The following is a 26,638-nucleotide window of genomic DNA, read 5'->3' as shown; positions in this document are numbered from 1 at the left end:
GTCACTCTGGGATTCCCACTGTGGGAGCAAAGCTTGCTCGCGATGAGGCCAGCTCAGACACCACCCTAAAAAAGGCCAACCTAGGAGCCCCCCCATGACCTTCTCCATCGCCGCCCGCTGCCCCGAAACCGGCCAGTTCGGCATCGCCATCAGCTCCTCCAGCATCGCCGTCGGCGCCCGTTGCCCCTGGCTGCTGCCAGGTGTCGGTGCCGTCTCGACACAGAACATCACCCTGCCCTCCCTCGGCCCGGAAACCCTGGCCCTGATGGAACAGGGCCTGGCACCCGCAGAAGCCCTGGACAAGGTGCTGACAAGCAATGGCTACAGCCAGTACCGGCAAATCACCGCCATCGACCACCTGGGGCGCACCGCCCATTTCAGCGGCAGCGAAACCCTCGGCAAGCACAATGCAGTGTCCGGTGAGCAATGCGTTGCTGCCGGCAACATGCTCGCGGACCGTTCGGTGATCGAGGCCATGGTCAGCGCATTTGAACACGGTGAAGGGCAACTGGCAGACCGCCTGATCACCGCCATGAACGCCGCGATCGAAGCAGGCGGTGAAGCCGGTCCGGTGCATTCCGCAGCGCTGGTGGTGGTCGGTGAACTGACCTGGCCGATCATCAACCTGCGGGTCGATTGGGCTGACGAAGCGCCGATCGCGCAACTGGAAAAACTTTGGGAAGCCTACCGTCCCCAGGTCCAGGACTACATCGACCGCGCCCTGGCCCCCGACAGGTCCCCGGGCTATGGCGTCGCTGGAGATGATCGATGAGTCACAGCGTCGACCTGCTCAAAACCCTGGTGGCGTTCGACACCACGAGCCGCGAATCCAACCTGCAGCTCATCGAGTTCGTGCGCGACTACCTGGCGAATTTTTCAGTGCCCTGCGAGCTGATCTACAACGAACAGCGCAGCAAGGCCAATCTGTTCGCCAGCATCGGCCCGGCGGATGTGCCGGGCATCGTCCTCTCCGGCCACACCGATGTGGTGCCGGTCGACGGCCAGCCGTGGACCCTGCCGCCGTTTGCGCTGACCGAGCGCGAGGGCAAGCTGTACGGTCGTGGCACCGCAGACATGAAAGGCTACATCGCCTGCGTCCTCGCCCTGGTGCCGGCCCTGGTGCAGGCGGATCTGCGCATGCCGGTGCACATTGCCCTTTCCTACGATGAAGAAGTCGGCTGCCTGGGTGTTCGCTCGTTGCTCAAGGCGCTGCAGCAGCGACCGGTCAAACCCAGGCTGTGCATCATTGGCGAGCCGACGGAGTTGAAACCGGTGCTGGGTCACAAGGGCAAACTGGCGATGCGCTGCGATATCCACGGCGAGGCCTGCCATTCCGCGTATGCGCCGCTCGGGGTCAACGCGATTGAATACGCCGCCGAGTTGATCGGCGAACTGGGACGGATCGGCAATCGGCTCAAAGCCCCCGAGCATCAGGACGCCCGTTTCGACCCGCCTTTCAGCACCGTGCAGACCGGCGTCATTAGCGGCGGCAAGGCGCTCAACATCGTCCCCGCCGATTGCCGTTTCGACTTTGAGATTCGCGCGCTGCCGGCCCAGGATCCGAGCGAGGTTGCGCAGCAGCTGCAGCTGTACGCCGAGCAGCAACTGCTGCCGCGCATGCGCGCCGTGAGTGAGCACAGTGGTATCAGCTTCAGCGAACTGTCGGCGTACCCGGGATTGGCGACCGACGCACACAGCGAAGCGGCAGAACTGCTCGCCGCATTCTGCGGGTCCCGCGAATTCGCCACCGTAGCCTTCGGCACCGAGGGCGGCCTGTTCGACGCCGCTGGCATACCCACCGTCGTCTGCGGCCCGGGCAGCATGGACCAGGGCCACAAACCCGACGAATTCGTCAGCCTCGACCAACTCGCTGGCTGCGATCAAATGCTGCAACGAATGCTGCTATCCATTTGCAGATAAAGCCCGGCTCGAGCAACTTTCTTCCCTGCAAAAATTCCCTGTGGGAGCGGGCTCGCTCGCGAAGATGGCCTGACATTCAACACCAATAGCGACTGTCAGTCCGCCTTCACGAACAAGCCCGCGCCCACATTTTTACCGCGCCCGCAGACCTACTTTTTTTAACGTCTATACCAACAAACTTACTAATTTATCTATCCCGCCCGACCGCACATCATCGACTCCAACAAGAAAAGCGTTGCCCTCGGGCAGCGCTCACCGAAGTACGTCCACGTACTCAAATTGCCTTGGAGTTCCTCATGGTCACCTCTGCAGCAACCTCCGCTCCGCTCATTGAAAAACACACGATCGGCTACGTGCCTCCCGAAGATCGGCATGGAAAAACCCGGGACCTGTTTACCCTCTGGTTCGGCGGCAACATAGCGCCGCTGCCCATCGTCACCGGCGCCCTTGCCGTGCAAATGTTCCACCTCAACCTGGTGTGGGGCATCGTTGCCATCCTCGTTGGGCACCTGGTCGGCGGCGTACTGATGGCGCTGCACTCGGCCCAGGGGCCGCAGATGGGTATTCCGCAAATGATCCAGAGCCGCGCCCAGTTCGGCTCACTGGGTGCGCTGCTGGTGGTGCTGATCGCCGGCATCATGTACATCGGCTTCTTCGCCTCCAACATCGTCCTGGCCGGCAAGTCCCTGCACGGCGTGGTCGACAGCGTGCCGGTGCCGGTGGGCATCGTCATCGGTGCGCTTGGCTCAGGCATCATTGGCATCATTGGCTACCGCTTCATCCACGTGCTCAATCGCATCGGCACCTGGGTGCTCGGTGCCGGCATCGTGCTGGGTTTCGGCTACATCTTCACCCACGTGCAGACCGCCGATTTCCTCACCCGCGGCAGCTTCAACATCTCCGGCTGGCTGGCAACCGTGTCCCTGGCCGCGCTCTGGCAGATCGCCTTCGCGCCCTATGTCTCCGACTACTCGCGCTACCTGCCGGCCAACGTGCCGGTAGCCGCCACGTTCTGGACCACCTACCTGGGCACCGTGCTCGGCTCCAGCCTGTCGTTTATCTTCGGCGCCGTGGCTGTGCTGGCCACGCCCGCAGGCATGGACACCATGGACGCGGTCAAACTCGCCACCGGCTCCATCGGCCCACTGATGCTGGTGCTGTTCCTGCTCAGCGTCATCAGCCATAACGCCCTTAACCTCTACGGCGCCGTGCTGTCGCTGATCACCCTGGTGCAAACCTTCGCCTACCGCTGGATCCCCACCGCCAAAAGTCGCGCCGCCATCTCGATCATCGTCCTCGCCGGCTGCTGCTTCGCCGCCGTCGGCGCCTCGGCGGACTTCATCGGCCACTTCGTCGACATGGTGCTGGTGCTGCTGGTGGTGCTGGTGCCGTGGACCGCGATCAACCTGATCGACTTCTACGCGATTCACCAAGGCAAATACGACATCAACTCCATCTTCCAGGTGGATGGCGGAATCTACGGCCGCTACAACCCACAGGCACTGCTGGCCTACGCAATCGGCATCGTGGTGCAGATTCCGTTCATGAACACGCCGCTGTACGTCGGGCCGATTTCCGAGCACATCAATGGCGCGGACTTATCATGGCTGGTCGGTTTGCTGATCACTTCGCCGCTCTATTACTGGCTGGCCAATCGCGACACCGCTTACAAGCGCCGCCTCTCCACCGGCAAACTGGCCAACTCGATCTAACCCGCACTGCTGGCTCCCTGTGGAGCCACCGTGTGGGAGCGAGCCCTGCTCGCGATGGGTCCGTGACAGCCAATAACTGCCCCGACGGGACACTGGTGGAACTCTGTACACCAATAAAATGAACCCTGAGCGCCCCTGCCCGCCTAACTGGAGGACTATCAGGAGGTGGCTTATGCAAATCGAAACGATCTGGATCGTACTCGCGGCAGTTCTGGTGCTGGTCGAGTTGTGGGCGATTAATCGGGTGCGTAAAGCCGAGGGCAAGTCGAGTAACAAGCTGGTATGGATCGTGGTGATCGTCTTTGTGCCACTGCTCGGATTGCTGGCATGGGCCGTGGCTGGACCCAAGCACACGGCCCGTAACCCGCATTCACCACAGGCCAGGCAGTAAAGCCGGCGACACGCGCCTATAAATCAAAAAAAGCCCCGACGATTCGGGGCTTCGTTATTTCAACTGACACACACCTCCCGTAGGAGCTGCCGAAGGCTGCGATCTTTTGATCTTGGCGTCCGAAAATGGCGTAGGAAATCCCCTCCTGCCGCAAGAATCGAACAGCGTGGCTTGGAGCCGCCTGTGACATAGCGAGCTGCGGACGCAGCCTTCGCCACCTGCTGCAGCCCGCAGTGATATCAGAAGTTGGCCGGGGTGTTGGCGCTGATGATTTCCGCTTCATCCTGGCCAATATTGCGGAAGCGGTGCGGCAGCGTCGTCGGGAAGTAATAGCCATCGCCCGCATTGAGCACGCTGATCTGGCCATCGACGGTCAACTCGACCGTGCCGCGCGTCACCAGCCCACACTCCTCGCCTTCCGAATGCACGATGGGCTCTTCCCCCGAGCTCGCCCCAGGTGCGTACTGCTCGCGCAACAGGCGCATCTGCCGACTCGGCACCGAAGCACCGATCAGCAGCAGCCGCAGCCCGTGACGGCCAAGATCCGGCTGTTCGCTGGCGCGGAAGACGTATTGGTGCTCGCGGGGCGGCTGGTCGAAGGTGAAAAAGTCCGCCAGGGACATGGGGATGCCTTCGAGCAGTTTTTTCAGGGAACTGACTGAGGGACTGACGCGATTCTGTTCGATCAGGGAGATGGTCGCGTTGGTGACGCCGCTACGCCGCGCCAGCTCGCGCTGGGAGAGTTTGTAGCTTTCGCGTACTAGTTTGAGTCGTGAGCCCGTGTCCATGACAGCCTTATGCGAGAAAAACTTAAGGGTTATGGGGGTGGATGGCGGGCGACTTGTGGCCGCGAAGGTACCGCTTCCCTGTCCCGGAGATTTGAAAGTCGGGTATTAAATCACGTTTGGGGGTGTTGCTGTAGGAGCGAGCTTGCTCGCGAAGAACGTCCAGACAACACGTTCATGCAGACAGCACGCGTTATCGTTGACGCCCATCGCGAGCGAGCTCGCTCCTACAGGGAGGCGCCTGCTTTAGATACCGAAGCGATCACGCAGCGCGTAGTACGCGGCGCCCATGGCGGTGAGCGGGGCCTGGAAGGTGCGGCCGCCGAGCATGGGCATGTGCGGCAAGGAGGCGAAGGCGTCGAAGCGCTCGGCGTCGCCGCGGATCATTTCCGAGATCAGTTTGCCGGCCAGGTGCGAGCAAGTGACACCGTGGCCGCTGTAGCCTTGCATGTAGTAGGCGTTTTTCTCGATGCGACCGAATTGCGGCATGCGCGACATGGTCAGCAGGAAGTTGCCGGTCCAGCGATAGTCGATCTTCACGTCCTGGAGCTGGGGGAAGGTCTTGAGGATCTTCGGCTTGATCAGCTGTTCGATGTCGTCCGGCTCGCGTGCACCGTAGACCACGCCACCACCGTACAGAAGGCGGTTATCGGCGGTCAGGCGGTAGTAGTCGAGCAGGTAGTTGCAGTCTTCGACGCAGTAGTTGTTCTTGATCAGGCTGCGCGCGACCTGTTCGGACAGCGGCTCGGTGACGACGATTTGCGAACCGCACGGCATGCTTTTGCTGGTCACTCGATTGTCGAGGCCCTGCGGCAGGTAGGCGTTGCCGGCGATCAGCAAGTACTTGGCGCGCACTACGCCCTTGGCCGTACGCACGGTAATCGGCTCGCCATAGGTGATTTCCACCGCCGCCGATTGTTCGTAGATCTTGCCGCCCAGGCCGATGATCGCCGAGGCTTCGCCGAGCGCCAGGTTAAGCGGGTGAATGTGGCCGCCCTGCATGTCGAGCAGGCCGCCGACGTAATTGTCGCAACCGACTTCACGCTTGATATCGGCCGCATCGAGCATTTTCAGGTTCTTGTTGCCGTAGCGTTCCCAGCTGCTTTTCTGCTCGGCCAGGCCTTTGAGCTGCTTCTTGTTCAGCGCAGCGAAAATACCGCCCGGCTTGTAGTCGCACTGGATGTCGTAGTGCTGTATGCGCTGGCGAATGATGTCGGCGCCTTCGAAGATCATGCTGCCGAGCACTTCGGCGGTCTTGTCGCCGTAGCGCTCTTCGATCACGTCGACGTCGCGGCTGTAGGAGTTGACCAGTTGCCCGCCATTGCGACCACTGGCACCAAAACCGACTTTGGCGGCTTCGAGCACGGTCACGCTGTAGCCCGCCTCGCAGAGGAACAGTGCCGAGGACAAACCGGTGTAGCCGGCGCCGATCACGCAGACGTCGCAGTCCACCGCGTGTTCCAGCACCGGGAAGTCGCCGGTGAAGTTGCGGGTGGCGGCGTAGTAGCTGTTTACATGTGTCTGTTTCATAGGTTTCTCCGATGGCCGCTGGCATGTGCCGGCGACCGTCGCTTTTTATAGGGTTTAGAGCTTGATCCAGGTCGCTTTCAGTTCGGTGTACTTGTCGAACGCATGCAGCGATTTGTCCCGACCGTTACCCGACTGCTTGTACCCGCCGAACGGCGCCGTCATGTCGCCGCCGTCATACTGGTTAACCCACACGCTACCGGCGCGCAGGCCGCGAGCGAAGGTGTGAGCCTTGCTCAGGTTGCTGGTCCAGACACCCGCCGCCAGGCCGAAGATGCTGTCGTTGGCGATGGCCAGCGCTTCTTCAGCGGTATCGAAGGTGATCAGCGACAGCACCGGGCCAAAGATTTCCTCCCGGGCGATGGTCATGGCGTTGGTCACACCGTCGAAAATCGCCGGCTCCACATACAGCCCACCGGTGGCTTCCAGGGTGCGACTGCCGCCCGCGATCAGTTGCGCGCCCTGGTCTTTACCGACCTGGATATAACGCAGCACGTTGTTCAGTTGACGCTGATCAACCACGGCACCGACAGTGGTTTGCGGATCCAGGGCGTGCCCCGGTTTCCAGGCCTGCAGTGCCTCCACCAGCAGCGGAATAAACTGCTCGCGAATCGAGCGTTCTACCAGCAACCTCGAGCCAGCGGTGCAGACTTCGCCCTGGTTGAAGGCGATAGCACCCGCAGCCGCCTGGGCCGCCGCGCGCAGATCCGGCGCGTCGGCGAACACCACGTTCGGGCTCTTGCCTCCCGCTTCGAGCCAGACGCGCTTCATGTTGCTTTGCCCGGAATAGATCAACAGCTGCTTGGCAATCGCGGTGGAGCCGGTGAACGCCAGCACATCGACGTCCATGTGCAGCGCCAGGGCCTTGCCGACGGTATGACCGAAGCCCGGCAGTACGTTGAACACGCCTTTGGGGATGCCGGCATCAAGCGCAAGCTGCGCGATGCGGATGGCGGTCAGTGGCGATTTTTCCGAAGGCTTGAGGATGAACGAGTTGCCGGCGGCGAGCGCCGGGGCGAACTTCCAGCTGGCCATGATCAGCGGGAAATTCCACGGCACGATCGCCGCCACGACACCGGCAGGTTCGCGGGTGATGAGGCCAAGCTGGTCGTGGGGCGTGGCGGCGACTTCGTCGTAGATCTTGTCGATGGCTTCGGCGCTCCAGCGGATCGCGTTGGCGGTCGCCGGGATGTCGATGTTCATCGAGTCGTTGATCGGCTTGCCCATGTCGAGGGTTTCGAGCAGGGCGAGTTCTTCCTGGTGCGCCAGGATCAGGTCGGCGAAGCGGATCAGGATGCGCTTGCGTTCGGCCGGGGCCAGATTGGCCCAGACGCCGGATTCGAAAGTACGCCGCGCAACCGCCACGGCTTCGTTGGCGTCGGCTTCGTCGGTGCTGGCGACGTTGGCCAGAAAGCGGCCATCGACCGGACTGATGCATTCGAAAGTGTCACCGCTGTGCGCTGCGCGGTATTGGCCGTCGATGAAGGCGCGGCTTTCGATGGAAAGGGACTGGAAGCGTTGCTCCCAGTCGCTGCGGGTGTTTGTCATGGTTGTGACTCGACGCAGGAAATTAGTGATCGTTGGAATGAATGCCCTGCAGGAGCTGCCGAAGGCTGCGATCTTTTGATCTTGATCCTTAAAAAGCAAAGTCAAAAGATCGCAGCCTGCGGCAGCTCCTACAGGATTATTTGCCCGCCATCAAAGATGGGTGTTGGCCAATCAAACCGTATGCAGGTACCAGTTGTACTCAAGGTCCGAGATGGAGTTCTCGAACTCGGCCAGCTCGCTTTCCTTGCACGCCACGAACACGTCGATGTACAGCGGGTCGATGTAGCGCGCCATGACTTCGCTGTCGTCCAGCTCGCGCAATGCGTCGCGCAGGTTGTTGGGCAGGCTCTGCTCGTTCTGCTCGTAGCTGTTGCCTTCCACCGGTGCGCCCGGTTCGATTTCGTTGGTCAGGCCATGGTGAATGCCGGCCAAAACCGACGCCATCAGCAGATACGGGTTGGCATCAGCGCCGGCAACGCGGTGTTCGATGCGCACCGAGTCTGGCGAACCGGTTGGTACCCGCACCGCCACGGTACGGTTGTCGATGCCCCAGCTGGGCGAGTTCGGTACGTAGAACTGCGCGCCGAAGCGACGGTACGAGTTGACGTTCGGGCACAGGAACGCCATCTGAGCCGGCAGGGTCTCGAGCACACCGCCGATCGCGTGTCGCAGCGCGGCGTTCTGCTCGGGATCCTCGCTGGCGAAGATGTTGTTGCCTTCTTTATCCAGGATCGAGATGTGCACGTGCAGACCATTGCCCGCCTGGCCCGGATACGGCTTGGCCATGAAGGTGGTGTCCATCTCGTGGTCGTAGGCGATGTTCTTCACCAGGCGCTTGAGCAACACCGCATAGTCGCAGGCCTTTATCGGGTCGGACACGTGATGCAGGTTCACTTCGAACTGCGCCGGGGCGCTTTCCTTGACGATGGCGTCAGCAGGGATGCCCTGCTCCTTCGCGCCTTCGAGGATGTCTTGCAGGCAGTCGACGTACTCGTCGAGGTCGTCGATCAGGTACACCTGGGTCGACACCGGACGCTTGCCCGATACCGGTGAGCGCGGCGACTGCGGACGGCCGTTCACGTTGTCCTGGTCAATCAGGTAGAACTCAAGTTCGAAGGCGGCGCAGATGGTCAGGCCCAGGTCGTCGAACTTGCGCACCACGTTGGCCAGCACTTCGCGGGGGTCTGCGAAGAACGCCTGGCCTTCGAGTTCGTGCATGGTCATTAACAGTTGCGCGGTTGGGCGCTTCTGCCACGGCTCAATGCTGAGGGTGCCAGGGATGGGGAAACAGATCCGGTCAGAGTCGCCGATGTCCAGACCCAGGCCGGTGCTTTCCACCGTAGAGCCGTTGATGTCCAGGGCGAAGAGTGACGCCGGGAGGTTAATGCCTTTTTCGTAAACCTTATGAAGACTGGTGCGCTCGATGCGCTTGCCGCGCACCACACCGTTCATATCCGCAATCAGAAGGTCGACGTACAAAACCTCAGGATATTTCTTAAGGAATGCGTTTGCTTCGTTGAGTTGAACGGTACGCAGAGGGACCGACATGATGCACCTATTAGCTGTTAATTATTATGTTCACTACCTTGTTGCGAGCCCAGTCAATCCGAAAGGCCAAGTGAAGTCAATAGCGAACACCTGGCCTGTAAAGCTTTATTTTCGGGCCTTTTACGGGGACGAGAGTGCCAAATCGCCCGCGCACACCGCGCATTCCCTAAGGATCGGACGCGCGGCGTTTAGAATTTTTTACATGGGAGTTGTTAATTAAAATCAACAAGGCTAAGCTCCGGAAAAGCTCGTTCAAGTGTGAAACTTCGAGGTGATAAAAATGGCATTCAAGCCATTGATCGGCGTTACTGCGTGCGTCAAACAGATTGGCCTGCACCCCTATCACATCAGCGGCGACAAGTACCTGCGTGCTGTCAGCGTCGCTGCGTTGGGGCTGCCTGTGGTCATCCCTTCCCTGGCTGAGCTGATCGATATCGAGGACCTGCTCGGGCAACTCGACGGCCTGCTGCTGACCGGCTCGCCATCGAATGTGGAACCCTTCCACTATCAAGGCCCGGCCAGCGCCCCCGGCACGGATCACGACCCGGCGCGGGATGCCACCACCCTTCCCCTGTTGCGTGCGGCCATTGCCGCGGGCGTTCCGGTGCTGGGCATTTGCCGCGGCTTTCAGGAAATGAACGTGGCGTTCGGCGGCAGCCTGCATCAAAAGGTCCATGAGCTGCCGGGCATGCTCGATCACCGCGAAGCGGACAGCCCGGAACTGGCCGTGCAATACGCACCGGCCCATGCCGTGACCACCCAGCCGGGCGGCGTGTTTGAAGCGCTGCAGTTGCCCGCCGAGTTCATGGTCAATTCGATTCACAGCCAAGGCATTGATCGACTGGCACCCGGGCTGCGCGCCGAAGCGGTTGCGCCGGACGGTTTGATCGAAGCGATTTCGGTGCAGGACAGCCCGGCGTTCGCGCTCGGGGTGCAGTGGCATCCGGAGTGGCAGGTGCTGGCGAATCCGCCGTACTTGAGTATTTTCCAGGCGTTTGGCAACGCGTGCCGGCAACGGGCCGCGCTGCGTAACACTCGCTGACCTGACATCAACCCTTTACTGCCCCCGTGAGTCTGCGGGTGCGTCTTTGCGCACCCGTGACTGGCGAAACAACACACTGCGATAACAACAAGTACGACCCAGGCAGCCAGGATGGCGGCGCCGAACAAGCCAGGGCCGATGGGGTAGCCCCCGTAGGAGCTGCCGAAGGCTGCGATCTTTTGACTTTGTTCTTCAAGATCAAAAGATCGCAGCCTTCGGCAGCTCCTACAGGGGTCGCCATCAGCTGACAGCCCAGGTTTGCAATTCACTCTTAAGTCAGGCCGCGTTGGCCCGACGACTGAAACCTGTTGGGAGTTTCACATGGCAAACGCCTCCAGCATCTACAGGAAGGCTCTTGAAGGTCACCAGGCACCGAAAAAGGTGCTGGTGAAAGTCGACCGCGTCACCAAGAAATTCGACGAAACCACCGCAGTCGATGACGTCTCGCTAGAGATCCATCAAGGCGAGATCTTCGCCTTGCTCGGCGGTTCCGGCTCCGGCAAATCGACCCTGCTGCGCATGCTCGCAGGCTTCGAGCGGCCGACCGAAGGACGCATCCTGCTCGACGGCGTCGACATCACCGACATGCCGCCGTACGAACGGCCGATCAACATGATGTTCCAGTCGTACGCCCTGTTCCCGCACATGACCGTGGCGCAGAACATTGCCTTCGGCCTCAAGCAGGACCGTTTGCCTGCCAGCGAAATCGACGCCCGCGTTGAGGAAATGCTGCGCCTGGTGCACATGACCCAATACGCCAAACGCAAGCCACATCAACTGTCCGGCGGCCAGCGTCAGCGCGTGGCCCTGGCCCGTTCGCTGGCCAAGCGCCCGAAGCTGTTGCTGCTCGATGAGCCGATGGGCGCACTGGATAAAAAGCTGCGCTCGCAGATGCAACTGGAACTGGTGGAGATCATCGAGCGGGTCGGCGTGACCTGCGTGATGGTGACCCACGACCAGGAAGAGGCCATGACCATGGCCCAGCGCATCGCGATCATGCACCTGGGCTGGATCGCCCAGATCGGCAGCCCGGTGGACATCTACGAAGCACCGGTCAGCCGCATGGTGTGTGAATTCATCGGTAATGTGAACGCCTTCGAAGGCACCGTGGTCGAGGACCTCGAGGGTCACGCGATCATTCACAGCAAGGACCTGGAGCAGAAGATCTACGTCGGCCACGGGGTCAGCACCTCGGTCCAGGACAAGTCGATCACCTACGCCATCCGCCCGGAAAAAATGCTGGTCAGCACCACTCAACCGGAGTTCCGCTACAACTGGTCCAAGGGCAAGGTCCACGACATCGCCTACCTCGGGGGCCACTCGGTGTTCTACGTTGAATTGCCCGGCGGCAAGATTGTGCAGTCGTTCATGGCCAACGCCGAACGCCGTGGCGCGCGCCCGACCTGGGACGATCAGGTGTTTGTGTGGTGGGAAGACGACAGCGGCGTGGTACTGCGCTCATGAGAACCTTCAACCAGCAATTCCTCAGACTGGTGCCCAGCGGGCGCAAACTGGTCATCGGTATTCCGTTCCTGTGGTTGTGCCTGTTCTTCCTGTTGCCGTTCTTTCTGGTGATGAAGATCAGCTTCTCGGAAGCGGCCCTGGCCATTCCGCCGTACTCGGAGATCTACACCTTCGCCGAGCAGAAATTCCAGCTGCTGCTCAACCTTGGCAACTACTCGTTGCTGACCCAGGACGAGCTGTACATCTCGGCCTACTTCGGTTCGCTCAAGGTGGCGTTCCTGAGCACCCTGATGTGTCTGGTGCTCGGTTTTCCGATGGCCTACGCGATCACCAAGGCGAGCAAGGAAACGCAAAACGTCCTGTTGCTGCTGATCATGATGCCGACCTGGACCGCGATCCTGATCCGCGTGTATGCGTGGATGGGCATCCTCAGCAACAACGGGCTGCTCAACGCTTTCCTGATGTGGACCGGCCTGACCTCGCACCCGATCGAGATCCTCAACACCAACACCGCTGTCTACATCGGCGTGGTGTACGCGTACCTGCCGTTCATGGTGCTGCCGCTGTACGCCAACCTGGTCAAACATGACAACAGCCTGCTGGAAGCGGCCTCTGACCTGGGCTCGAGCAACTTCAACAACTTCTGGAAGATCACCGTGCCGCTGGCCAAGAACGGCATCATTGCCGGCTGCATGCTGGTGTTCATTCCAGTGGTCGGCGAGTTCGTGATTCCGGAACTGCTCGGAGGCCCTGAGACCCTGATGATCGGCCGCGTGCTGTGGCAGGAATTCTTCAACAACCGTGACTGGCCGGTGGCTTCCGCCCTGGCGGTGGTGATGCTGTTGATCCTGATTGTGCCAATCCTGTTGTTCAACCGTAGCCAGGCCAAAGAGATGGAGGGTCGGGGATGAAACGCTTCGGATTTTCAAAGTTCATGCTGATTTTCGGCCTGTCGTTTATCTACCTGCCGATGCTGATCCTGGTGATCTACTCGTTCAACGCCTCGAAACTGGTGACGGTGTGGGGGGGCTGGTCGGTGAAGTGGTACGTCGGCCTGCTCGACAATACCCAGCTGATGGGCTCGGTGCTGCGCTCGCTGGAAATCGCCTGCTACACCGCGATTGCGGCGGTGGCGCTGGGGACCCTGGCGGCGTTCGTGCTGACGCGGGTCACCCGTTTCAAGGGTCGCACTCTGTTCGGCGGCCTGGTCACGGCGCCCCTGGTGATGCCGGAAGTGATCACGGGCCTGTCGCTGTTGCTGCTGTTCGTCGCTATGGCGCAGTTGATCGGCTGGCCGATGGAGCGTGGCATCGTCACTATCTGGATCGCCCACACCACCTTTTGTGCTGCTTATGTCGCGGTGGTAGTCTCCGCCCGCTTGCGGGAGCTGGACCTGTCCATCGAAGAGGCCGCCATGGACTTGGGGGCGAAGCCGTTCAAGGTGTTTTTCCTGATCACCATTCCGATGATTGCGCCGTCACTGGCGGCCGGCGGCATGATGTCGTTTGCCCTGTCGCTGGATGACCTGGTGCTGGCAAGCTTCGTCTCCGGGCCAGGCTCGACGACCCTGCCTATGGAAGTGTTCTCGGCGGTGCGCCTGGGGGTGAAACCTGAGATCAATGCGGTCGCCAGCCTGATTCTGCTGGCGGTGTCGATCGTGACGTTCATGGTCTGGTATTTCAGTCGTCGCGCTGAAGCCACGCGCAAACGCGCGATCCAGGAAGCGATGGACCAGACGGCCAGCGAGTCGTGGCAGCCTGGTAAGCAAACGGTGGGCGCCACCGCTTGATGTAGGAGCTGCCGCAGGCTGCGATCTTTTGATCTTCGCTTCTATAGAAGCAAAAAAGATCGCAGCCTCGTTTCACTCGACAGCTCCTACGGGGTCCGGCGGGGTCCGATAGGGTCCTGGGGAGTGACGGGGACGTCGGCGGACGGTTTTAGGTTGATTGCAATTTTGCTTTGCGTTTTTGAATAAAAAGAAATGGAGTTGTACCGATGAAAATGTTTGGCAGGACTTTGCTGATACTGGCTTTATCAGGCGCAATCGCCACCGGCGCCCAGGCCAATGACAAGGTGCTGCGCGTGTACAACTGGTCGGACTACATCGCCCCGGACACCGTGAAGAAGTTCGAAGACGAGACCGGTATTCGTGTCACCTACGATGTGTTCGACAGTAACGAAACCCTGGAGGCACGGCTGCTCGCCGGCAAATCCGGCTACGACATCGTCGTGCCGTCCAACAGTTTCCTCGCCAAGCAGATCAAGGCTGGCGTTTATCAGGAGCTGGACAAGTCGAAGCTGCCGAACTGGCAAAACCTCAACCCGGTGCTGTTGAAAAACGCCTCCGCCAGCGACCCGAATAACGCGCATGCCTTCCCCTACATGTGGGGTTCGATCGGCATCGGCTTCAACCCGCAGAAGGTCAAGGAAGTACTCGGCGCCAACGCCCCGACCAATTCCTGGGACCTGCTGTTCAAACCGGAAAATGCGCAAAAGCTCAAAGCCTGCGGCATCAGCTTCCTCGATTCACCGACTGAAATGCTCCCCGCCGCCCTGCACTACCTGGGTTATCCCGTGAACTCCCAGGACAAGGCGCAGATCGCCGAAGCCGAGGCGCTGTTCATGAAGATTCGGCCATCAGTGGCGTACTTTCATTCCTCCAAGTACATCTCCGACCTGGCCAACGGCAATATCTGCGTGGCCGTCGGTTACTCCGGCGACGTGCTGCAGGCCAAGGCTCGCGCCCAGGAGGCCGGCGGCAAGGTGACGGTCGACTACAGCATTCCCAAGGAAGGCGCCGGCAGTTTCTACGACATGGTCGCGATCCCCCGGGACGCGGCGAACGTCGACAACGCCTACCTGTTCATGAATTTCCTGATGCGCCCGGACATCATTGCCGAGATTACCAACAACATCGGCTACAGCAACGCCAATTCGGCGGCGACGCCATTGGTGGACGAGGCGATTCGCGATGACCCGGGGTCGTACCCGTCCCAGGCGGTCATCGCGACCTTGTATGCCATTCCGGATATGCCGATCGGGGTCCAGCGGGTGATGACACGGGGCTGGACCCGGGTAAAGCTCGGCAAATAGCACGACTGCTCATGTAGGAGCTGCCGCAGGCTGCGATGTTCTGGCCTTATGAAGATCAAAAGATCGCAGCCTGCGGCAGCTCCTACGGGTGCCTCCGGCAAAAATTTTCCGTTCCGGCAGCGCCTTACCACCGCTGCATTTCTTTCATGAAGAACGGCCTCACCTGGCTCCCTCGGCTCAGGTGAATTTGGCGCCCTCCTCGGGCGCTTTTTTTATGCGCCGCCGAACGGCCAGTCGGCCAGCGCCCGATAACGCCCCTTGTGGGACTCAAACAAAACGAATCGATCAGCCCGCAGAAAAAACGCCGGTGGCGCCGCTGACTCGGGCACCTGCGCCCGGTAATCGCGCATCAGCGTCAGGTGCGGGCGAAACTCCTTCGGCGCATTCTCCAGGCCGAACGGCAGCATCGCCTGTTCCAGCCCATACACCAGGCGCAGCAACGGCGCAGGTGCCTGCTCCGACGCCAGCACCAGCGCGCCGGCCCGACGCCAGGCATCCAGGCGATCAAGTTCAACCCGCAGGGGCTCATCCGGCACCGCAACCTTGCCAGCCGCCGTGCAGATCTCGGCGATCTGCGCCACGCTGACCGAACCGAGAAACAGCAGTGTCAGGTGAAAATTTTCCGCCGGCACCGGGCGCCCGGTCCTCAATTGCAGCGCGCTGCGCCATTGGGCGATGGCCTTGCGCTGGGCAGGTGCGCAGTCCAGGGCGAAAAACAGCCGCTTGGTCGGCTCGTGGGCTTCTTCGCTCATGCCTGGCAGCTCCTGATAGGCAAGTTATAGTTCAGACAACCCCATCAACGGGAGCGGGTCATGCGAGAGATCATCAGCAAGGAACCCTGGTGGGCAATGCCACCGCGGCCGGGTCAGGACGAGTCCGAGCTGGACTGGGGATGGCTGGTTCACTATAGCGAAGGTGAACCGCGTTTTGAGTTTATCAAAGAGCGACCGACGGACATCGAAATCCGCAACCGCAAGAGCTGCAGGATCACCCCGTCGGCGGAGTGACCCTGCGCCCGGCCTCAGGCCTGCACGATCATGTTAAATCCGCCGAACACCATGCGCTGGCCATCGAAGGGCATCGGGTTGACGTCCGGCTGCATGCGCGGGTCGGACATGAGCTTGTTCATGCCGGCATCGCGGGTGGCCTTGTCCGGCCAGACGATCCAGGAAAACACCACGGTTTCGTCCTCCTTGAGTTTCACCGCCATGGGGAACGACGTGACCTTGCCGTCGGGCACATCATCGCCCCAGCATTCAACAACGCTCAAGGCACCGTTTTCCTTGAAGATGACCGCGGCAGACTCGGCGTGTTTCCTGAATTTTTCACGATTGGCGGTGGGTACCGCAGCGATCAAGCCATCAACGTAAGACATGGTTATTCTCCTGCCGGGGGTAGAGGGTCGAGCTGCTGGATAGTCGATTCCGTCGGGCTCCAGTCGACAGCTGCGCCTTGGGATCCGACCGACGGCTGTTCGACCCTCCCGCCAAGGTTCCCCTCCACCTGCCCCGCCATGTACAAGGTGCCGGCCATCACTCCGGTCGTCGGGTTCTGCACCAGCTTCTGCCAGGCCTTGTCGAAGGTGTTGCCCAGGCTACTGCGGATCAGCGCCTCGCTGTCGGGGCGGTCGTTGGCCCGGATGATTGCGCGTATGCCCGCCACCCCCACGGTGATCAGGCCTCCCGCCAGCTTGCCGGCCGCTGCGGCCACGGCACTGGCGGCGCCGCGCGGGGCCATTTCGGCCTCCATGCGTTGACTGGCACGCTTGGCCACGGGCGCCATGGCCGTATCCGTCGAACCCACGCCCCTGTCACCACCGGCCACGTGAATTTTTTCGATCAGCGCCGAATACGCCGGCAGTGTATTGAGGTCGGTGTGAATGACCTGGTAAAGCGAAGCGTCCCGCGCAGCCGGCGGGCCCAGGGCAATGGCCGGGATCTTGTTGGCGCGGGCGTTGAGCTGGTCCATGGGCACGCGATGACGCTGGGCAATCACCTGCAGCTGCTGGCCCATGAGCTGCACGTAGAACTCGGTGGCCTGATGCAGAATCGCATCCGGGTCGACCTCGACGGCCACCGGCGCCAGCACCCTTTCCTGGTATTCATCAAGCAGGTACTGCGCGAGACGATTGGCCGAGGCGTCCTGCTCACCCTTGGCGCTGATGGTGTACCAGCTGACCTTCATCGACATCCATTCCTGGGTCCAGTAGCTGCTAAACCAGGGGATGAAGTTCTCTTCAGTCTGCTCGTAGATTCGCGTGCGCCAATGCTCCATGGAGCCACGCGCGAAGACTTTGGCTTGCTCAGTGGCCGACCGGGAGGCCGCCACGATCTCTCGATCCACCTGTTGCCACGTGGCCTGCGCCACGATGATCGGGGGTTGTCTGACAGGCGCACGCTCAGGCGTGGCGCATCCCGCCACGACCAACAGCACGGCGACGATCAGCGAACGCAGGTTCAAGGTCGCGGCTTCCTGACAAACGTGAGGCCAAACAGGATGCTCGGCGCTCGCAGGGATTGTGGTTTGAGTATAGGCGGCGGCGGCGTGCGCCTTCAGATCGTTTTTACTTTCAGCACCGCCATCGCGAGCAGGCTCGCTCCCACAGGTATTGGTGGTGGACGCAGCAGTTGTGTACGGCGGACATCCCTGTGGGAGCCGGGCTTGCCCGCGATGGCGTCGGTCAGTACACCGCCAAAACCGACCATCATTCCCATCGATAACCACCATCGCCGCGAATGCCTTCCGCAAAAATTTCGTCAGCGTAGGATCAATCCCATCAAGCCATCACCCCACACCGGAGGGGCCCATCATGTTGATTCATCTCCTGACCTGCCTGGCCCTGACGGCCGTCACGCTGAGCATTTTTTCCTGGCTCATCTTGTCCGAGGAGCAACCGTCATGATCCACTCCGTCACCCTCTCCGTGAGCTTTCCGGTGTTTGGCAATAACTACTATTCCCAGCAAGTGGCATCGCGCAAAGTGTTCGCGCTGGTGTTCGACAAACAGTTTGAAGACCTGCTGATGCCGGCCGCCGCCAATCACTTCAGTAACGAAGTGGTCGGCCTGAACGACCAGTTCCGCTTCCTCAACGACGTGCTGGCCGACCATCTGGCCAACCACGCTACTACCGCGCAAGCGGCACGGCCTTCGCAACAGGCGCAGCGGATAGTGCGCTGATCGTTCAGGGCCAGCCCGGTGTAGCACGATCGACGCGCTGATGCGCGCCTGGGTGCTCAGATCGTGCTCAGATTCATCCTGCTGCCCTTTCCCGGAACCCCTTCATGCAATGCTGACTGGATCACCGAATACACTCTATTGGCCTCTGCGGTGGTGATCGACCTCGAACAATTGCGCAACACCACACGCAGCAGCACGCTCTCCTGGCCCGGCAGTATGCCCAGCCGTTCAATTGCATGAGGTGGCAACTGGGTATATTTCCAGCGATTCTTGAGCTGTACCTCCTCAATCCAGCCAGAGCACTTGCCGGCAGCCAGGCAAATGCGTTCGGTCAACACCTCCTCACTCAGCCCTGGCGTGACCCCCAGCGAAACATCCCGGGCAATCGCCGGCGAACGTGACACGGCGACCCACGGCTTGAGGTCGTGCATCTGCGCCTGCACTTGCTCGTTCTGGTCGCGCAACAGGCGAATATCCGCGATGCCCTTGCGCAACATGGTCAGGCGATCCAGGCCCATGCCTACAGCCAATCCGCCGTGGCGCAGCGGATCGATATCCAGTCGCTGCATTAACGATTTGGCAATGAGACCGCACTCCAGGACCTCGACCGGAATGCGCTCATTCAACACGCTTACTTCGATTCCACCCTCGGTGTAATGATGCCGACTGTCGGTGAAGATCCAGGATTTTTCCGGTACCGCCGATTGCATCACATCGTCGACCAGGCGCAGCAGATGTTCTCGAGTCGACAACGACGGATCGCCCAACACCCAGATGTCCATCTGGTGCGGCTGCGCACAATGCCAGCGATCGCGACTGTCGCGCCGGAACGTAATCCCCGGTGCGGCCAGCAGGATGGTTTCCCCCGGCTGGCGCAATGCCGCCACTCGCTGCAGCGCGGCAGGAATCTGGCTGGTGGTTTGCGTGCGCAGCAGCGAGAACTCATCCACCCAGCAGGTGTGCGCACTGCCGAGCCTGACTTCTGCGGGCTCGTAACCGAGCAGACCGTAATTATCTTCGGCAGAGACAATCCTCGGACCGGTCAACTCCTGCGCCACGGGCCAGCCCTTCGCCGCCAGCCCCCCGAGGACCTCGTCGACCAGCAGTCGCACGGCGTGGTCGGGGCTACCTTTTTCGGTCAGATCGACCTGGGTCAGGGCTTGGTGGACGGCGGCATACGCCAGGAATTTCTTGGGTGCTTGCACTAGGTGATCCTCTATCGACAGTTGTCCCCGGCCTCCTCTGAACAATGAAGCCTGCGGGTTAACGTAACGACACGAGGTGACCTGTCACAACCGAAAAAAGCGCAAAAAAGCATTTTCAGAATGGCGCTACAGACGCGTCCTACCGACGAGGTCCTGCTGACCGCGACCTCCCTGTGGTGCGGGCTTGCTCCGGGCGGCATTCCGACGAAGAGGCCGTGACATCCGACATCAACATCACCTGCCCCGCCACTCATCACATCACCTGATTGCGCCCATTATGCTTGGCCCGGTACAGCGCATCGTCAGCGCGGACCAACAGACTGTCGAGGGTGTCGTCGGGCTGGGCCAAGGCGGTACCGAATGACGCCGTGATGGTGTCCAGCAGCTTGCCATCGCCGCGGGTCTTGATGCGCAGGGACTGGATCTTCAGCCGCAATTGCTCGGCGAAGGCCCGGGCGGTGGCGTGGTCGGGGCACTGTTCCAGCACCACGCAGAACTCTTCGCCGCCATATCGCGCGGCATGGGCATGGGCCGGCAAGGCGTTGCGCAGGGTTTGCGCGACATGCTGCAGCACCCGGTCGCCCAGGGGGTGACCATATTGGTCGTTGAACTGCTTGAAGTGGTCAATATCCAGGATTACCAACGCGAACCCTTGCGATGGCCTGGCCAACGCCTGTTCCAGAACGTGCGTGAGCGCTGCGCGGTTGAGCAGTTCGGTCAGGCCGTCGAGGGTCGCAGCCAGTTGTGCGCGCTGGAGCTTGTCGCGCAGGCTCTTGATCTCGTCCTGGGCGCTGTGCAGCTGGGACAGGAAGCGCTCCTGCTGACTCTGCATCAGCCGGGTACTTTGCTGCAGTTCGCTGAGGATATCCGGCAAGCGCTCGTCGGCGGGCGCCTCGAGCATGTCCAGGCAGTGACCCAGACTGGTCTGGAAACTGCGATTACCCTCCACACTGCGCGACACGTTTCGCGCCATGTCATCGACCAGATTGATGGCTTGCTGTTGACCCGCCCGTGCCACTTCCAGCTCGTCACGAATGATGTAGTCGCGAAACAGCTTCGAGGCGGACTCCGGCGGAAACTGCGGGAAGTCCTCCAGTACTTTGTCCAGCTGGCGGTTGAGCTCCGGCACCTGGCCTTTGCTGTAGGTGTACCACAGCGCGTAGTGCACCGGGTTAGGCGGGATATTGTGACGAACCATCAGGGGGACGGCCTGCTTGAGCAGCGCCGCAGCTTCGCGGGAGTCTTCCGGGTACAGCGCTAGAACAGTCGCTCGCGTCTCTGATTGGCTCATAACGTCACTGTAGTTATTCATCATTGGCAAATAGAAAACCCCCGGAGCATAACCGTCCGTCCGAAGCACGCATAGCCACTGGCCATAATTCACTGCGAAAAAAAGACGGGTTTACCCTGGCGCCGTACACCCCAACAAGGGCTAGGCTTTTCCAGTGAATCGGATTGCTCAACGGCTGCGCTTTCCCAGCCGCCGCGCACATCAACCATGACAAGCGCGGGCCAGGTCTGCTAAAACGTTTCATCTGCGCATCAGCCAATCCAGACGGGGTAGCGACATGACCACTGCACATATCCTTGACCACCTGTTCCCTGAAGCCGGCAGCATCCCGGAGAAATACCGCCTTGAGGGCCAGACCGAACAACGTGAGTACCTGGTCGACGGCGAACTGAAAACCTGGAACGGCCCCCTCGCCCAAGTGCGAAGCCCGGTGTCCCTGAGCAGCGATCAGGGCGACCAGCAGGTGATCCTTGGCAGCACGCCGCTGCTGGATGCCGAGACCGCGTTGACCGCCCTCGACGCCGCCGTGCGCGCCTACGACCGGGGCCAGGGTTTGTGGCCGACCATGCGCGTGGCCGAGCGCATCCAGCACGTTGAGACCTTTCTGCGGCACATGCGCGAACAGCGCGAGGCGGTGGTCAAGTTGCTGATGTGGGAAATCGGCAAAAACCTCAAGGACTCGGAAAAAGAGTTCGACCGCACTTGCGACTACATCGTCGATACCATCAATGCGCTCAAGGAACTCGATCGCCGCTCCAGCCGGTTCGAGCTGGAACAGGACACCCTCGGGCAGATCCGGCGCGTACCGCTGGGCGTGGCGTTGTGCATGGGGCCTTACAACTACCCCCTGAACGAAACTTTCACCACGCTGATTCCGGCCCTGATCATGGGCAACACCGTGGTGTTCAAACCGGCCAAGCTTGGCGTGCTGTTGATCCGTCCATTGCTGGAGGCGTTCCGCGACAGCTTCCCGGCCGGGGTGATCAACGTGATCTACGGCAGCGGTCGCGAAACCGTCAGCGCGCTGATGGCCAGCGGCAAGATCGACATCTTCGCGTTTATCGGCACCAACAAGGCCGCCAGTGACCTGAAAAAACTCCACCCCAAACCGCACCGCTTGCGTGCGGCCCTGGGCCTGGATGCAAAGAACCCCGGCATCGTCCTGCCGGAAGTGGATCTGGATAACGCCGTCAACGAAGCCGTGACCGGTTCGCTGTCGTTCAACGGTCAACGCTGCACCGCGCTGAAGATTCTGTTCGTCCATGAAGACGTGGTCGATGCCTTCATCGAGAAGTTCAACGCCAAACTTGCCACCCTTAAACCCGGAATGCCGTGGGAAAACGGCGTGTCCCTCACCCCCCTGCCGGAAGCGAGCAAGGTCGATTACCTGCACGCCCTGGTGGCCGATGCGCAGAGCAAAGGCGCCAGCGTGGTCAATCCCAACGGCGGTGAAACCCGCGCGTCCTTCTTCTACCCGGCGGTGTTGTACCCGGTGACGCCGCAGATGCGTGTCTACCAGGAAGAACAGTTCGGGCCGGTGGTGCCGATCGTGCCGTACCGTCATCTGGATACGGTGATCGACTACGTGCTGGAATCGGATTTCGGCCAGCAGCTGAGCATCTTCGGCACCAACCCGGTAGCGGTGGGCCGGCTGGTCGACACCTTTGCCAACCAGGTCGGCCGGATCAACCTCAATGCCCAGTGCCAGAGGGGACCGGACACCTACCCGTTCAACGGTCGCAAGAATTCTGCAGAAGGCACGTTGTCGGTGCATGATGCCCTGCGGGTGTTTTCGATCCGCACACTGGTGGCGACCAAGTTCCAGGAAAACAACAAGGAACTCATCAGCGAGATCATCAGCGGGCGCAATTCAAGCTTCCTGACGACCGACTACATCTTCTGAGGACAGCCGATCTGACCCTATTCAGAACGCACCGACTGCCACCCCTGCTGCGCCGATTACTGCGTCCGTTGCTGGACCCGTACCGGCGTTACCAACACGCCAGGCTGATCCATGCGGTGCGGGTTTCGCTCGGGCTGCTGGCGTCGATCCTGCTCACCACCGGCATCAACCTGCCCCATGGCGAGTGGGCGTCGGTGACCATGCTGGTGGTGATCGGGGGCTTGCAGCATCACGGCAACATCGGCAAAAAAGCCGCCGAGCGCGCCGTCGGCACACTGGTCGGTGCCACTATCGGCCTGCTATTGGTGCTGCAGCAGAGCTGGCTGGGAATGCCGTGGCTGACCTATTTCGTGATGTCGGTGGTCTGCGGTTTTTTCTCCTACCACGCCATCGGCAAAGGTGGTTACACCGCACTGCTGGCGGGCATCACCGTATTTATCGTCGCAGGCCATGGGGACAACCCGGTCAGCGATGGCTTGTGGCGCGGGGTCGACATCCTCATCGGGATTGCCCTGGCGCTGGCGTTTTCCTTCGCCCTGCCGCTGTACGCGGTGTTCTCCTGGCGCTACAACCTGGCCGACGCCCTGCGCGACTGCGCGACCCTCTACGGGCGCATCATCAACGGCCAGTCGGTCACGGACGACGAGCACCATCGACTCATGGGCCGGTTGAACAACGTGATGGTGCAACTGCGCTCGCTGATGCCCTCGGTGTCCAAGGAAGTGAAGGTTTCCATGAGCGAACTCGACGCCCTGCAGCGCAACCTGCGCATGTGCGTGTCGACCCTGGAAATACTTGCCAACACCCGCCCCGAGGCCAGTGATCCAGCTGCCATGGGCCAGTTGCAAGCCCTGTTGAAAGCCGAGCACCGGCTGATTCGAGTGCAACTGGTGGGCATGGCCCGGGCACTGAAAACCGGCGCGTACCAGCGTCTCAACCGGCCTGTAGAGCCGACGCCAGCCCCCAGCCTGGGCGCGCCGGTGTACAGCGCCCTGGACGGTAACCGGTTACTGATTTTGCAGCTGCTGGCCAACGTCGACCAGATGCGCCAACGCCTGGCGAAGACAGCGCCGCGGTGGAGTATCTGACCTACTGCGCCACCCGATGACGCAATACCGGGCTCCACCCCTGCTGCATACCCGCCGCCGCCAGCAGAATCGCGCCGACGCCAATCCACTGCAGCATTTGCAGTTGATGACCAAAGGCAAACCAATCGACAAAGATCGCCGCGATCGGATAGATAAAGGACAACGCCCCGGTCAAAGCCGTGGGTAATTTCTGAATCGCCCCATACAGCAACACATACATCACCCCGGTGTGAACAATGCCCAGCGTCACCAGGCTGGCCCAGGCACTCGGCGCTTGCGGCAGCGCGGAAAAATGCGCAAACGGCGCCAGCAGCAGAACCCCGGTGCAGACCTGGATCAACGCGATCAAATGCGGCGCAGTACCGGTCAGGCGCTTGATGATCAAGGCGGCGATGGCGTACAGAAACGCCGCACCCAGCGCCAGCGCGATGCCCATCAGGTAGTCATTACCACTCTCGCCCTGAGTGCCGTGGGCACTGACAATCGCCAGCATCCCCATGAACGAAATGCCCAGCCAGAACAGTTTCTGCAGGGTAATTTTTTCGTTGAGGAACACCGCCGCCAGCCCCACCAGCATGAACGGCTGGACGTTGTACACCGCCGTACCGATGGCAATCGATGCCCGGGAATAGGACGCAAACAGCAGCACCCAGTTGCCGACAATCGCCACGCCGCTAAGCACCGCCAGCAGGAACGTGGTGCGAGTCAACAGGCCGGGACGCAGGAAACCAAAGGCCGCGCAGATCAGCAGCAAGGTGCCGGCACCAAACACACAACGCCAGAACACCACGTCCAGCACCGGCTGCCCGGACACCAGTACAAACCAGCCGATGGTGCCGGAAATAAGCATGGCGGCGGTCATCTCGAATGACCCGCGACGGATTGATTTGTCCATCATGTGACTCCTGTAATTGAAGCCAGATTATGCCCATCAGCTGCCCGGCGCCTCCATAGCAAAAAGCAGGCTAGAATCCCCATCTACCTTTTTTACAAAGGTGAATCTGGTTATCGACCTAACGGAGGGTTTGCCATGACCGACGACATCGACCAGGTGCTGATCAAGGCCCTCATGGAAGACTCGCGACGCTCGCTCAAGGCCCTGGCAGGTATCAGCGGCCTGTCCTCGCCCAGCGTGGCCGAGCGCTTGCGCCGCCTCGAAGAACGCGGCGTGCTCAAAGGTTACACCGTCGAGATCGACCCCAAGTGCTTCGGTTATCAGCTGCAGGCCATCGTGCGCATCCGTCCGCTGCCAGGGCAATTGCAGGAAGTGGAACGGCAGATCCAGGCTATCCCCGAATTCACCGAGTGCGACAAGGTCACCGGCGACGATTGTTTCATCGCCCGCCTGCATGTGCGCTCGATGGAACAGCTGGACACCCTGCTCGACCGCCTCAACACCCATGCCGAAACCAACACCGCAATCGTGAAAAAGACCCCGGTAAAACGCCGACTGCCGCCGATGGAATGAGTGATATTTTGTTGCGAAACACGTAGATTGGATGTTTTCCAGCTAAGGATTGGCAGCATGAAAATTCAGGTCATGGCATTGGCAGCGCTGATGCTCGGGGGTTGCGGTACGGTCCAGACGGTGGTGCGCGGCGACGAAGTAGCCTCCCGGGTTCTCAAGGAACAGCAGAGCTATTGCGGCGCAGTCCCGCGTATCTACAGCGGCGTGATCTTCGACTTCTGCTACCTCAATGCCCCGCTCGAAAGAGGCCGCGAAGCCAATACGCCTACCACTGCGCCGGCCATCGTCCTGGTCGATGTGTTGCTGTCCGGCGTGATGGACACCCTGGTGCTCCCTTACACGGTCTACCGGCAACAGGCCGACGGCAGCATTATGGTCGCCCGGTAACCGGGATTGCAGGCAATAAAAAACCCGCCGAGGCGGGTTTTTTATTAGAGCCTGCAATCAATCATCGCGGCTCATGATGCCGAACAGCTGCAACAAGCTGACGAACAGGTTGTAGATCGATACATACAGGCTGATGGTAGCCATGATGTAGTTACGCTCGCCGCCGTGAATGATGGCGCTGGTCTGGAACAGAATGCAGACCGAGGAGAACAGCACAAAACCGGCGCTGATCGCCAGCTGCAGGCCGCTGATCTGGAAGAAGAAGCTGGCAACCACCGCGCCCAGCAACACGAAGAAACCGGCAGTGATGAAACCACTGAGGAAACTCATGTCCTTGCGCGAGATCAGCACATAAGCCGACAGGCCGCCGAACACCAGCGCGGTCATTGCGAAGGCCGAGCTGACCACTTCCGCACCGCCCTGCATGCCCAGGTAGCGATTGAGGATCGGGCCGAGCAGGAAACCCATGAAACCGGTCAGGGCAAACGCCGACACCAGGCCCCACGCGGAATCACGGAGTTTGTTGGTCAGGAAGAAAAGGCCGTAGAAACCGATCAGCACCACGAAGATGTTCGGGTAGCCGACACGCATCTGCTGGGCGACATAGGCCATCACGCCGCTGAATGCGAGAGTGAGGGCGAGTAGGCCGTAAGTGTTGCGCAGGACGCGGCTAACCTCTAGCTGCTCAGCCTGCACGCTGTTATTAACTGCGTAATCCTGTTCGCGCATGGCGACACTCCTGTTGGTTTGAAACGTTCAGTCGCAAAGATCATAACAGACGCCTTGTAACAAGCTACTCAGAGAGTTTGACAGTGTGTTTCATTCAGGTATTATGGCGCCCGCAACGCAAACGGAGGTGTGGCCGAGTGGTTTAAGGCAACGGTCTTGAAAACCGTCGACTGTAACAGGTCCATGAGTTCGAATCCCATCGCCTCCGCCATATTTGTACCGACAAAGCCCTGATTATTCAGGGCTTTGTCGTTTCTGGGGCCTGTGCTCCATCTGCTGTGTGCGTGCGAATTCTTGCGCTTGTTTGCACGGATCCTCCCCTCCTGCGCTCCCCCCAGACGCTGTCTCTTATACACATCT

At 60.7% G+C, this 26,638-nt stretch carries 27 protein-coding genes and 1 tRNA gene; 16 read left to right on the top strand and 12 right to left on the bottom strand.

What is annotated here, in order from left to right; all coding sequences use genetic code 11:
* Positions 1 to 94: 94 nt before the first annotated feature.
* The 4 genes from UB23_RS01955 (at position 95) to UB23_RS01940 (ending at position 4,023) form a co-directional block, all read left to right on the top strand.
* A complete protein-coding gene (locus UB23_RS01955; RefSeq protein ID WP_045057662.1) occupies positions 95 to 772 on the top strand; it encodes a DUF1028 domain-containing protein in 678 nt (225 codons plus the stop codon).
* Entirely contained in the window at positions 769 to 1,920 is a 1,152-nt protein-coding gene (argE, locus tag UB23_RS01950; RefSeq protein ID WP_045057661.1) for an acetylornithine deacetylase, read from the top strand. The genes UB23_RS01955 and argE overlap by 4 nt, the downstream gene beginning before the upstream one ends.
* A 296-nt stretch (positions 1,921 to 2,216) precedes the next feature.
* Positions 2,217 to 3,632: a purine-cytosine permease family protein gene (locus UB23_RS01945; RefSeq protein WP_045057660.1), complete on the top strand. Its 1,416-nt coding sequence runs from the start codon at positions 2,217 to 2,219 to the stop codon at positions 3,630 to 3,632.
* Positions 3,633 to 3,804: 172 nt separating this feature from the next.
* Positions 3,805 to 4,023 carry a PLD nuclease N-terminal domain-containing protein gene (locus tag UB23_RS01940; RefSeq protein ID WP_045057659.1) on the top strand — a complete coding sequence of 73 codons (219 nt, stop codon included), beginning with the start codon at positions 3,805 to 3,807 and terminating at the stop codon, positions 4,021 to 4,023.
* 239 nt (positions 4,024 to 4,262) lie between these two features.
* Here the strand turns inward: UB23_RS01940 and UB23_RS01935 are convergent, their stop codons facing one another.
* The 4 genes from UB23_RS01935 to UB23_RS01920 all read right to left on the bottom strand — a co-directional run bounded on the left by UB23_RS01935 (position 4,263) and on the right by UB23_RS01920 (position 9,431).
* Entirely contained in the window at positions 4,263 to 4,811 is a 549-nt protein-coding gene (locus UB23_RS01935) for a cupin domain-containing protein (protein WP_045057658.1), read from the bottom strand.
* A 243-nt stretch (positions 4,812 to 5,054) separates the two neighbouring features.
* Entirely contained in the window at positions 5,055 to 6,338 is a 1,284-nt protein-coding gene (locus UB23_RS01930; RefSeq protein ID WP_045057657.1) for an NAD(P)/FAD-dependent oxidoreductase, read from the bottom strand.
* 54 nt (positions 6,339 to 6,392) lie between these two features.
* On the bottom strand, positions 6,393 to 7,883 hold the full coding sequence (locus tag UB23_RS01925; protein ID WP_045057656.1) for an aldehyde dehydrogenase: 1,491 nt from the start codon (positions 7,881 to 7,883) through the stop codon (positions 6,393 to 6,395).
* A 171-nt stretch (positions 7,884 to 8,054) separates the two neighbouring features.
* Positions 8,055 to 9,431 carry a glutamine synthetase family protein gene (locus UB23_RS01920; RefSeq protein ID WP_045057655.1) on the bottom strand — a complete coding sequence of 459 codons (1,377 nt, stop codon included), beginning with the start codon at positions 9,429 to 9,431 and terminating at the stop codon, positions 8,055 to 8,057.
* Between the two features lie 280 nt (positions 9,432 to 9,711).
* Between UB23_RS01920 and UB23_RS01915 the strand changes: the two genes are divergently transcribed.
* The 5 genes from UB23_RS01915 to UB23_RS01895 all read left to right on the top strand — a co-directional run bounded on the left by UB23_RS01915 (position 9,712) and on the right by UB23_RS01895 (position 15,030).
* Positions 9,712 to 10,473, top strand: a complete 762-nt coding sequence (locus UB23_RS01915) for a gamma-glutamyl-gamma-aminobutyrate hydrolase family protein (protein ID WP_045057654.1) — start codon at positions 9,712 to 9,714, stop codon at positions 10,471 to 10,473.
* Positions 10,474 to 10,794: 321 nt separating this feature from the next.
* The gene (locus tag UB23_RS01910; RefSeq protein ID WP_045057653.1) at positions 10,795 to 11,937 is read left to right on the top strand and encodes an ABC transporter ATP-binding protein; all 1,143 of its coding nucleotides are present in this window, start codon (positions 10,795 to 10,797) and stop codon (positions 11,935 to 11,937) included.
* A gap of 29 nt (positions 11,938 to 11,966) precedes the next feature.
* Complete coding sequence (locus UB23_RS01905) at positions 11,967 to 12,848, top strand: ABC transporter permease subunit (protein WP_163019448.1); 882 nt, start codon at positions 11,967 to 11,969, stop codon at positions 12,846 to 12,848.
* Complete coding sequence (locus UB23_RS01900) at positions 12,845 to 13,726, top strand: ABC transporter permease subunit (RefSeq protein WP_045057651.1); 882 nt, start codon at positions 12,845 to 12,847, stop codon at positions 13,724 to 13,726. The genes UB23_RS01905 and UB23_RS01900 overlap by 4 nt, the downstream gene beginning before the upstream one ends.
* Before the next feature lie 206 nt (positions 13,727 to 13,932).
* Positions 13,933 to 15,030: a polyamine ABC transporter substrate-binding protein gene (locus UB23_RS01895; RefSeq protein ID WP_045057650.1), complete on the top strand. Its 1,098-nt coding sequence runs from the start codon at positions 13,933 to 13,935 to the stop codon at positions 15,028 to 15,030.
* A 212-nt stretch (positions 15,031 to 15,242) separates the two neighbouring features.
* Here the strand turns inward: UB23_RS01895 and thpR are convergent, their stop codons facing one another.
* Positions 15,243 to 15,782, bottom strand: coding sequence for an RNA 2',3'-cyclic phosphodiesterase (gene thpR, locus UB23_RS01890; RefSeq protein ID WP_045057649.1), 540 nt, complete (start codon positions 15,780 to 15,782; stop codon positions 15,243 to 15,245).
* Positions 15,783 to 15,842: 60 nt separating this feature from the next.
* Here thpR and UB23_RS01885 point away from each other — a divergent pair, with 60 nt between their 5' ends.
* Positions 15,843 to 16,037, top strand: coding sequence for a hypothetical protein (locus UB23_RS01885; protein WP_045057648.1), 195 nt, complete (start codon positions 15,843 to 15,845; stop codon positions 16,035 to 16,037).
* Positions 16,038 to 16,051: 14 nt separating this feature from the next.
* Here the strand turns inward: UB23_RS01885 and UB23_RS01880 are convergent, their stop codons facing one another.
* The 3 genes from UB23_RS01880 to UB23_RS29715 all read right to left on the bottom strand — a co-directional run bounded on the left by UB23_RS01880 (position 16,052) and on the right by UB23_RS29715 (position 17,744).
* Positions 16,052 to 16,405 (bottom strand): DUF1428 domain-containing protein, encoded by a 354-nt coding sequence (locus UB23_RS01880; RefSeq protein ID WP_045057647.1) that lies wholly within the window; start codon positions 16,403 to 16,405, stop codon positions 16,052 to 16,054.
* A gap of 2 nt (positions 16,406 to 16,407) precedes the next feature.
* Positions 16,408 to 17,490, bottom strand: coding sequence for a hypothetical protein (locus tag UB23_RS01875; RefSeq protein WP_045057646.1), 1,083 nt, complete (start codon positions 17,488 to 17,490; stop codon positions 16,408 to 16,410).
* 92 nt (positions 17,491 to 17,582) lie between these two features.
* Entirely contained in the window at positions 17,583 to 17,744 is a 162-nt protein-coding gene (locus UB23_RS29715; RefSeq protein ID WP_160298059.1) for a hypothetical protein, read from the bottom strand.
* 184 nt (positions 17,745 to 17,928) lie between these two features.
* Between UB23_RS29715 and UB23_RS01870 the strand changes: the two genes are divergently transcribed.
* Positions 17,929 to 18,207, top strand: a complete 279-nt coding sequence (locus UB23_RS01870; protein ID WP_045057645.1) for a hypothetical protein — start codon at positions 17,929 to 17,931, stop codon at positions 18,205 to 18,207.
* A 56-nt stretch (positions 18,208 to 18,263) separates the two neighbouring features.
* On the opposite strand, the gene srmL is transcribed toward UB23_RS01870, so the two are convergent.
* The gene (gene srmL, locus UB23_RS01865) at positions 18,264 to 19,412 is read right to left on the bottom strand and encodes a PheS-related mystery ligase SrmL (RefSeq protein ID WP_045057644.1); all 1,149 of its coding nucleotides are present in this window, start codon (positions 19,410 to 19,412) and stop codon (positions 18,264 to 18,266) included.
* Between the two features lie 253 nt (positions 19,413 to 19,665).
* On the bottom strand, positions 19,666 to 20,703 hold the full coding sequence (locus UB23_RS01860; protein WP_082069110.1) for a GGDEF domain-containing protein: 1,038 nt from the start codon (positions 20,701 to 20,703) through the stop codon (positions 19,666 to 19,668).
* Positions 20,704 to 20,980: 277 nt separating this feature from the next.
* Here UB23_RS01860 and UB23_RS01855 point away from each other — a divergent pair, with 277 nt between their 5' ends.
* Both UB23_RS01855 and UB23_RS01850 read left to right on the top strand, forming a co-directional pair.
* On the top strand, positions 20,981 to 22,606 hold the full coding sequence (locus tag UB23_RS01855) for an NADP-dependent glyceraldehyde-3-phosphate dehydrogenase (RefSeq protein WP_045057642.1): 1,626 nt from the start codon (positions 20,981 to 20,983) through the stop codon (positions 22,604 to 22,606).
* Positions 22,607 to 22,650: 44 nt separating this feature from the next.
* The gene (locus UB23_RS01850) at positions 22,651 to 23,694 is read left to right on the top strand and encodes an FUSC family protein (protein ID WP_082069109.1); all 1,044 of its coding nucleotides are present in this window, start codon (positions 22,651 to 22,653) and stop codon (positions 23,692 to 23,694) included.
* Position 23,695: 1 nt separating this feature from the next.
* Here UB23_RS01850 and UB23_RS01845 read toward each other — a convergent pair whose 3' ends face one another.
* A complete protein-coding gene (locus UB23_RS01845; RefSeq protein WP_045057640.1) occupies positions 23,696 to 24,589 on the bottom strand; it encodes a DMT family transporter in 894 nt (297 codons plus the stop codon).
* 135 nt (positions 24,590 to 24,724) lie between these two features.
* On the opposite strand from UB23_RS01845, the gene UB23_RS01840 reads away from it, so the two are divergent.
* Together UB23_RS01840 and UB23_RS01835 are read left to right on the top strand one after the other, a co-directional pair.
* The gene (locus UB23_RS01840) at positions 24,725 to 25,162 is read left to right on the top strand and encodes an Lrp/AsnC family transcriptional regulator (protein ID WP_045057639.1); all 438 of its coding nucleotides are present in this window, start codon (positions 24,725 to 24,727) and stop codon (positions 25,160 to 25,162) included.
* A 57-nt stretch (positions 25,163 to 25,219) separates the two neighbouring features.
* Positions 25,220 to 25,549 (top strand): YceK/YidQ family lipoprotein, encoded by a 330-nt coding sequence (locus tag UB23_RS01835; RefSeq protein ID WP_045057638.1) that lies wholly within the window; start codon positions 25,220 to 25,222, stop codon positions 25,547 to 25,549.
* 57 nt (positions 25,550 to 25,606) lie between these two features.
* Here UB23_RS01835 and UB23_RS01830 read toward each other — a convergent pair whose 3' ends face one another.
* The gene (locus UB23_RS01830; protein WP_045057637.1) at positions 25,607 to 26,278 is read right to left on the bottom strand and encodes a Bax inhibitor-1/YccA family protein; all 672 of its coding nucleotides are present in this window, start codon (positions 26,276 to 26,278) and stop codon (positions 25,607 to 25,609) included.
* A gap of 123 nt (positions 26,279 to 26,401) precedes the next feature.
* On the opposite strand from UB23_RS01830, the gene UB23_RS01825 reads away from it, so the two are divergent.
* A tRNA-Ser gene (locus UB23_RS01825) sits at positions 26,402 to 26,489 on the top strand.
* The last annotated feature ends 149 nt before the right edge of the window (positions 26,490 to 26,638 follow it).

The sequence above is a fragment of the Pseudomonas sp. ES3-33 genome (assembly GCF_000952175.1).
GTDB classification, from domain to species: domain Bacteria; phylum Pseudomonadota; class Gammaproteobacteria; order Pseudomonadales; family Pseudomonadaceae; genus Aquipseudomonas; species Aquipseudomonas gregormendelii.
The sequence above is the reverse complement of the archived record's forward strand: the minus strand, read 5'-3'. Positions and strand labels throughout refer to the sequence as shown.